The sequence below is a fragment of the Pseudomonas sp. PAMC 26793 genome (assembly GCF_000313235.1).
GTDB classification, from domain to species: Bacteria; Pseudomonadota; Gammaproteobacteria; order Pseudomonadales; family Pseudomonadaceae; genus Aquipseudomonas; species Aquipseudomonas yamanorum.
Genome location: NZ_AMXG01000048.1, coordinates 1 through 7491, shown reverse-complemented (window position 1 = coordinate 7491; position 7491 = coordinate 1). Strand labels below are relative to the sequence as shown.

General features: G+C 59.7%; 7 protein-coding genes. 1 reads left to right on the top strand and 6 read right to left on the bottom strand.

What is annotated here, in order from left to right; genetic code table 11:
- Window positions 1–470 precede the first annotated feature (470 nt).
- The 6 genes from D109_RS0126305 to D109_RS0126280 all read right to left on the bottom strand — a co-directional run bounded on the left by D109_RS0126305 (window position 471) and on the right by D109_RS0126280 (window position 5829).
- Complete coding sequence (locus D109_RS0126305) at window positions 471–1124, bottom strand: HAD family phosphatase (RefSeq protein WP_003219744.1); 654 nt, start codon at window positions 1122–1124, stop codon at window positions 471–473.
- A gap of 29 nt (window positions 1125–1153) precedes the next feature.
- Complete coding sequence (locus D109_RS0126300) at window positions 1154–2143, bottom strand: ABC transporter ATP-binding protein (RefSeq protein WP_017479506.1); 990 nt, start codon at window positions 2141–2143, stop codon at window positions 1154–1156.
- Window positions 2140–2940: an ABC transporter permease gene (locus tag D109_RS0126295; RefSeq protein ID WP_017479505.1), complete on the bottom strand. Its 801-nt coding sequence runs from the start codon at window positions 2938–2940 to the stop codon at window positions 2140–2142. Before D109_RS0126295 ends, D109_RS0126300 begins: the two co-directional genes overlap by 4 nt.
- On the bottom strand, window positions 2927–3790 hold the full coding sequence (locus D109_RS0126290; protein WP_177325543.1) for an ABC transporter permease subunit: 864 nt from the start codon (window positions 3788–3790) through the stop codon (window positions 2927–2929). Before D109_RS0126290 ends, D109_RS0126295 begins: the two co-directional genes overlap by 14 nt.
- Window positions 3769–4575: an alkaline phosphatase family protein gene (locus D109_RS0126285; protein ID WP_017479503.1), complete on the bottom strand. Its 807-nt coding sequence runs from the start codon at window positions 4573–4575 to the stop codon at window positions 3769–3771. Before D109_RS0126285 ends, D109_RS0126290 begins: the two co-directional genes overlap by 22 nt.
- A gap of 186 nt (window positions 4576–4761) precedes the next feature.
- Entirely contained in the window at window positions 4762–5829 is a 1068-nt protein-coding gene (locus D109_RS0126280) for an ABC transporter substrate-binding protein (protein WP_017479502.1), read from the bottom strand.
- A gap of 351 nt (window positions 5830–6180) precedes the next feature.
- Here D109_RS0126280 and D109_RS0126275 point away from each other — a divergent pair, with 351 nt between their 5' ends.
- A complete protein-coding gene (locus D109_RS0126275) occupies window positions 6181–6894 on the top strand; it encodes a UTRA domain-containing protein (RefSeq protein ID WP_017479501.1) in 714 nt (237 codons plus the stop codon).
- The last annotated feature ends 597 nt before the right edge of the window (window positions 6895–7491 follow it).

Genomic DNA, 7491 nt, shown 5'->3' with positions numbered 1-7491 from the left:
CTTGCTCGCGAAGGTCGTTAACGATGACGCTGGCATTCTGGATGAACGCGGCGCTCTCAGGTTTTTCGCGAGCAAGCCCGCTCCCACAGAAAAGCAGATTTGTTTTCGCTCTGGTTTTTGTTTTTGCTCTTTAACACTCAAGCCGGCCGGGAGGCCGCTGTGCTTTTGCTTTTGCTTTTGATCTTGATCTGACTGCCCCATTCAGCCCGAGGCCGAACGCAGGTATTGCGGAGCGGGTAAACCGGCAGGACGCCGGTTTAGCCGCGCCGGGCCATGGATGGCCCGTCGCGGCGGCCCGCGGAGCAATGCCGGAGTGAGGGAACACCGAGCCTAGGCGAGGTGCCGACAGGCGGGGCAGAGCCCTTTGCTTACTTTGGGGCTTTTCCAAAGTGAGTCGCTGTAAGAGCGAAACCATAGGCGGCCGTTACCTAAATAACGGATATGTACTCACCTCAAACCAGCGCAAAACGTCAGACCCAATGATGAATAGGCCACCCAGCCTTCTCAGCATGCGCCCGCAACACCGGGTCCGGATTCACCACCTGCGGGTTCTCCACCTTCAGCAACAGCGGCAAATCATTGCGCGAATCCGAGTAGAAGTACGCCCCGTCGAGGTGCTCACCCTCCTGCTCCAGCCATTCCATCAGGCGGGTGATCTTGCCTTCGCGGTACGTCAGTACCCCCGTGGTCTTGCCGCTGTACACCCCATGAGCAACGTCCAATTCGATCCCCAACACTTCATCAATGCCGATACGAGCCGCAATCGGCTTGACCAAGTGCGTCCCCGACGCCGAGATCACTAGAATCCGGTCGCCGTTCTTGCGATGCTGGGCGATGGTCCGTGTGGCTTCGCTGTAGATCAGCGGCTCGATAACGTCTTCCACCCACGGCTCAACAAGGTGCTCGATCTCTTCCGGCGTGCGCCCGATCATCGGCTCCAGGCTGAAGTCCATGAAGTCCTCCATGGCCAGTTCACCGCGGCTGTAGGCCGCCATCAGTTCGTCGTTCTTGCGCATGAACGACTCGCCATCCACCCAGCCCAGTCGGCCCATCTGCTCGCTCCACAGGGTGGCGCAGTCGCCGTGGATCAGGGTGTCGTCCAGATCAAAAATTACCAAAGCCATCAGTCACGCTCTCTCAAATAAATCGTGCGTCAGGCTACTTCACACAACGCACTTGGGTCGATGGAAAGTGCCAATCGCTGACCGTCCGGGTGCAAATCGTCGGCCGAACGGTTGAGTACATCGACCACCAGTTCCACCCCACGGGCTTCGATGCGGTAGCGAATCACATTGCCCAACAGGCTGTGGCTGCGCACCAGCGCGTCCAGTTCGCCGCTGCGGCTGAGCTCGATGGCTTCCGGGCGAATGGCGATGCGCCCGGTGATCGGGCGCTGCAACAGTTTGCTGGCCTTGTCGGCGTCCAGCAGGTTGTAGTTGCCGATAAACCCGGCGGCGAACACATCCACCGGCGCGGTGTAGAGAGTCTCGGCATCGCCGCTCTGCACGATCTTGCCCTGGTTCATCAGGAAGATCCGGTCGGACATGGTCAGGGCTTCTTCCTGGTCATGGGTCACGAAGATGGTGGTCAGGCTCAGCTCGCGCTGGATCTGGCGAATCTGTTCGCGCAGGTGCTTGCGAATCCGTGCGTCGAGGGCCGACAGCGGTTCATCCAGCAGCAACAGGCGCGGGCGCGTCACCAGCGAGCGGGCGAGGGCCACGCGCTGGCACTGGCCGCCGGACATCTGGTGCGGGTAACGGCCGGCGAGTTCCTTGAGTTCCACCAGTTGCAGCACTTCCTGCACGCGTTTGTGGCTGTCGTCGGCATTGACCTTCTGCATGCGCAGGCCGAAGGCGACGTTCTGTTCCACGGTCATGTTGGGGAACAGCGCGTAGCTCTGGAACACCATGCCGATATGGCGTTTCTGCGGGCTCAGCGGAACGATGTCCTGGCCGTCCAGCAGGATTTTCCCGCTGTCTACCGAGGTCAGGCCGGCGATGCAGCGCAGCAGGGTCGACTTGCCGCAGCCCGACGGGCCGAGCAGGGTGACGAATTCGCCCTTGGCGATTTCGCAGTTGATGTCACTGAAGACCGGCGTGCCGGCGTAGCCTTTTTGCAGGTGTTGGACGCTGACGAAGCTCATTGGCTTTTGTCCTTGTTCAAGATGTTGGCGGCCCAGGTCAGCACCAGCACAAAGAAGAAATAGGAGATCACCAGGGCACTGGTGAAGTGGCCGCTGCTGTTACGCATGTTGTTGAGGTACACCTGCAAGGTTTCGTAGCGGGTGCCCACGAGGATGTTGGCGAACACGAACTCGCCGAACAGGAACGAGAACGACAGCAGCAACGCCACCATCAAGCCCTTGCGCAGGTTGGGCAGTACCACCAGGAACGCGGCCTGGAAGGTGCTGGCGCCGAGCAGTTGGGCGGCGTCCATCAGGTCCCGCAGGTTGATCGCTTGCAGGTTGTTGGTGATCGCCCGGTACATGAACGGCAGCGCCACGGTGAAGTAGCAACCGATCAGGATCCACGGTGTACCCACCATCGCAAACGGCCCCGAGCCGTAGAGCTGCAACAGCCCCACCGACGACACCACCGGCGGCACCGCGAAGGGCAGCAGGATCAGGATGTTCATCAGCGCGTCGAGTTTCGGAAAGTGGTAATGCACCACAAACAGCAGCGGCAGGATCAGCACCACCGACAAGATCAGCGCGCCGACGCACACCAGCAATGACTGGCCGAAGGCATTCAGGAAGCGCGGGTCACTCCACAGCTGGAGGTACCACTTGAAGGTAAAGCCGGACGGCAGGATGGTTGCCGACCAACTGCTGGCGATGGAGTAGACCAGGGTGCCGAGCAACGGCAGCACCAGGATCGCGAACAACAGGTACACCACTACGCGGTGGTAGAGGGCGGCCGAGCCAGGTTCAGCGCGAGACATGGTAGCTCCTCTTGAGCAGCAGTTGATGGACCACGGTCACCACGGTCATCAGCGCCACCAGCACCACGGCCAGGGCGCTGGCCATATTCGGGTCCAGGGAGATGTCGCCGGAGACCATCGCCGCGATGCGGATCGGCAGCACGTTGAAGTTGCCGGTGGTCAGCGCGTACACCGTGGCGTAGGCGCCGAGGGCGTTGGCCAGCAGGATCACGAAGGTGCCCAGCAGCGCAGGGGTCAGCACCGGCAGACCGATATGCCGCCAATACTGCCAACCGTCCGCGCCCAGCAATGAAGCAGATTCGCGCCAGTCTTCACGCAACGCGTCAAAGGCCGGGTAGAGCAGCAGCACGCCGAGGGGAATCTGGAAGTAGGTATAAAGGATGATCAGGCCGGTCTTGGAGTACAGGTTGAAGTCCTGAATGATCCCGGCCTGCTTGAGCATGATGGTGATGCTGCCGTTGAACCCCAGCAGGATGATGAACGCGAAGGCCAGGGGCACGCCGGCGAAGTTGCTGGTCATGTTGGCGAACGCGGTCACGAAATTGCGCAGCCGCCCGTCCACCCGGCGCAGCGAGTAGCTGCCCAGCACGGCGATGATGATCCCGAATACGCTGGAGTAGAAACTGATTTCCAGGCTGTACTGAATCGCCTGCATATAGAACTTCGAACTGAAGATCTTGCTGAAGTTGGCCAGGCCCCAGCCGAACTCTTCTGACTGGACGCTGCTGATCATCACCCACACCAGCGGGGCGATCTCGAACACGATAAAGAAGATGGCGAAGGGTACCAGGCACAAGGCGGCCAGCCATTTGCCGCGGATCACTGAATTCACTTCAACAGCTCCCGGCATACAGGTTTGTCGTGGGGTACACCCAGCAGCTCGCAGACGGTGCCGCACAGCTCGGTTTGCTTGGGTGTGGCATGGGTGTCGAGGCTGAAGGCATCACCCAGCACAAACAGCGGCACTTCCCGTTCTTCCGGCAGCAGGCCGTTGTGGGAACGGTCGTTATTCATGCCGTGGTCGGCGGTCACCAGCACCTGGTAACCTGCGTCGAGCCAGCCTTGCAGGTAGTCGGCAAGGATGATGTCGGCCGAGCGTGCGCTGTTGCGGTATTGCGGGGTGTCGAGGCCGTGCTTGTGGCCGGCATCGTCGATGTTCATCGGGTGCACCACCAGGAAATTCGGCGCGTGTCTGAGGCGCAGGCTTTCGGCGTCGGCAAACAGGTGCGAGTCCGGGTAATGGTCATTCCAGTAGAAATGCCCGTGCTGGATCGCCAGGGCCGGGTCGCTGGTATGACGATCCCGGGCGGCGATGAACGGGGAGCGGTTATACAACTCGCTTACCCAGTGATAAGCCGCCGCCGCGGTGGATAAACCGGCGTCGGTGGCGTAATGGAAAATGCTGCGCTGGTTGGACAGGCGCGAGACGTTGTTGTGGACGATGCCGCTCTCGATCGGCGGGACGCCGGTGAGGATGCATTCGTACAGAGGCCGCGACAGGGCCGGCAGTTCACATTCCAGTTTGTACAGTGCTGCGCGTCCTGCGCCGATATAGGCCTGCAAGTGCCCCATGGCGTGTCGGGCAACCTCGTAATTCAGGCCGTCGAGCACGACAAGGATGACGTTGTGCTTCATAGGGGCTGGGGCTCCGCAACAAATAGGCTCGACTCGGTTTTTCGGTTGGAACCGGATCAAATGTGGGAGCTGGCTTGCCTGCGATAGCGGTGTGTCAGTCGACAATACTGCTGAATGTCATACCGCTATCGCAGGCAAGTCAGCTCCCACACTGACCGCGTTCCACTTAAATGGGCGTGTTAAGCCTTATTGCATATTGATGATGACTTCTTCCTGCCACTTCTGCGGCAGTGCCTTGGAGGTCTTCTCCCAAGCGTCGGCGTCTTTGATCGGCGTTACTTTCTTGTACTGCTCGTTAGGCAGCAGCTTGGCCTGTACGTCGGCTGGCAAGGTCAGGTGTTCGGCACGAATCGGCCGCGCGTTGCCACGGGCCAGGTTGGTCTGGCCGGCATCGCTGAAGATGTATTCGCGGGTCAGCTTGGCGGCGTTCGGGTGCTTGGCGTATTTGTTGATGATGGTGGTGTAGCCGGAAATCACCGAGCCGTCCGACGGAATCAGCACCACGTAGTCATCCGGGTTGGCCATCTTGGCCTTGTAGCTCAGGCCGTTGAAGTCCCAGACCACGCCCACTTCCACTTCGCCTTTTTCCATGGTCGCGATGGTCGGGTTGGCCAGCGACAGGCGGCCTTGCTTGGCGATGTCGGCGAACATCAGCAGCGCAGGCTGGATGTTCTTTTCATCACCACCGTTGGCCAGTGCGGCGGCGAGTACGCCGTTGGCAGCCTGGGCGGCGGTGCTCACGTCACCGATGGACACCTTGTATTTGCCGGTCTTCAGGTCAGCCCAGCTTTTTGGGGCTTCGGAGCCGTGCAGCAGCTTTTTGTTGACGATAAACGCGATGGTGCCGGTGTAGGCCAGGGCCCAGTTACCGTCTTTGTCTTTCGCCCAATCCGGGACTTGTGCCCAGGTGGTTGGCTTGTACGGTTGGGTAACGCCCTGTTTCACCGCGATGGGGCCGAAGGCTGCACCGACGTCGCCGATGTCGGCGCTGGCGTTGTCTTTTTCTGCCGCAAACTTGGCGACTTCCTGGGCCGAGCTCATGTCGGTGTCGATGTGCTTGAGGCCATAGATCTTGGCCAGGTCGTCCCAGGTGCCTTTCCAGTTGGCCCAGTCATCGGGCATGCCGACGCTGTTGACCGCGCCTTCCGCTTTCGCGGCGGCTTCGAGGGTTTTTAGATCGGTATCAGCAGCCATGGCGGCGGTGCACATGGCAATGGTCGAGCCTAACAGTGATGCCAGGAAAAGCTGTTTCATCCGAAGCTCCTTTGGGCGTTTTCAACGCTGCGTTTTTATCGACGTTTGCGGTGGTGTTGGTCTAGGTCAGCAATACACGAGCCAATTTAGGCGCGCCGGATGACAGTTTCATGTCGATGTCGTTTTTTGTTGGCCTGGACGAGGGGTTGCCGGGTAAGCGTAGACCATGCCAAACCGCCCGGAAGCCTTGGACTTGGCCGATGTATTGCAGGTCTTGTGGCAGAAGGTCGCGAGGCGCTGTCATCTGTCGGTCATGTGCAATGCCTAGGCTTGCACGCAATAGCAGAGGCGCGTTTAAAGGGCGTTTTGTGCACCTGAATAGTGCTGGTCTAGTCCAGATAGGTAACGTTGATGCGTGATGAGGCAATCAAGGCGGTGACAACCATTGGCCTGGCGCTGCAAGAGCAGATCGACCATGGCTTGTTGGCGCCTGCCAGTAAGCTGCCGGCCGAGCGCAAGCTGAGCGAGTTGTTTGGTACCACCCGGATTACGGTGCGGGAAGCCTTGTTACAACTTGAGGCCCAAGGGCAGATTTATCGCGAGGAGCGGCGGGGGTGGTTTGTGTCGCCGCCCAGGCTTGCCTACAACTTGATGCAGCGCAGCCATTTTCACGCGATGGTGAGTGCGCAGGGGCGGGTGCCGTCGACCGAGGTGATTTCGGCGCGGTTGCAGCCGGCTTCGGCGGCGGTGTGTGCGTGGTTGCAGTTGCCGGCGTTGTCCAGTGTGATTCAGATTTGCCGGGGGCGCAGGATTGATGGGCGGTTGGTGTTGTATGTGGAGCACTATTTGAACCCGCAGTATTTTCCGGGGATTCTGGAGTGTGATTTGAATCAGTCGATTACGGAGTTGTATGCGCGGGTGTATGACTTGCACTACGGGCGGGTTCGGTTTGAGATTGTGCCGACTTCATTGCAGGTTGAGGCGGCTGCGGCGTTGAGGGTGTCGGTGGGGAGTCCGGGGTTGCGGATTGCCCGGGTTAATTATGATCAGCATGAGCGGTTGATTGATTGTGATCTGGAGTTTTGGCGGCATGATGCGATTCATGTGGGGGTGGATGTGGTTTGACGGGGTGACGCGGGATGTGTTGATGGTTTGACCGTGTACATATCCGTTGCTGCGGTAACGGCCACTTATGGTTCCGCTCTTACAGCGGGTCACTTTTGGCAAACGCCCCAAAAGTAACCAAAAGGTCTTTGCCCCACCACTCGGTGCCTCGCCCAGGCTCGGCATGCCCGCACTCCGGCCCGGTTCCGCGGGCCGCCGCGACGGGCCATCCATGGCCCGGCGCGGCTAAATCGGCATCCCTGCCGATTTACCCGCTCCACCGTGCCTACTTGCGGCCATCGTGGTTGACGGGGCCCGAAGATCAAAATCAAAAGCAGATCAAAAGCAGAGCACAGCGGCCTCCCGGCCGGCTTGAGTGTTAAAAGAAGATCAAAAGCCAGAGCGAAAACAGAGCTGCTTTTCTGTGGGAGCTGGCTTGCCTGCGATGCAGACACCTCGGTGCATCAGGTGTACCCAGTTGATGCTATCGCAGGCAAGCCAGCTCCCACATTTGACCGTGCCCGCTTTAGATTTTGATTTTGCTCTTCAGCACTCAAGTCGGCCGGTAGGCCGCTGTGCTCTTGCTTTTGATCTTGATCTTGATCTTAGGCGCCCCGT

Excerpts from the sequence above, each read along its gene's own strand:
- D109_RS0126305 (WP_003219744.1), bottom strand. The coding sequence starts at position 1,124 with ATGGCTTTGGTAATTTTTGATCTGGACGACACCCTGATCCACGGCGAC.
- D109_RS0126300 (WP_017479506.1), bottom strand. The coding sequence starts at position 2,143 with ATGAGCTTCGTCAGCGTCCAACACCTGCAAAAAGGCTACGCCGGCACG.
- D109_RS0126295 (WP_017479505.1), bottom strand. The coding sequence starts at position 2,940 with ATGTCTCGCGCTGAACCTGGCTCGGCCGCCCTCTACCACCGCGTAGTG.
- D109_RS0126290 (WP_177325543.1), bottom strand. The coding sequence starts at position 3,790 with ATGCCGGGAGCTGTTGAAGTGAATTCAGTGATCCGCGGCAAATGGCTG.
- D109_RS0126285 (WP_017479503.1), bottom strand. The coding sequence starts at position 4,575 with ATGAAGCACAACGTCATCCTTGTCGTGCTCGACGGCCTGAATTACGAG.
- D109_RS0126280 (WP_017479502.1), bottom strand. The coding sequence starts at position 5,829 with ATGAAACAGCTTTTCCTGGCATCACTGTTAGGCTCGACCATTGCCATG.
- D109_RS0126275 (WP_017479501.1), top strand. The coding sequence starts at position 6,181 with ATGCGTGATGAGGCAATCAAGGCGGTGACAACCATTGGCCTGGCGCTG.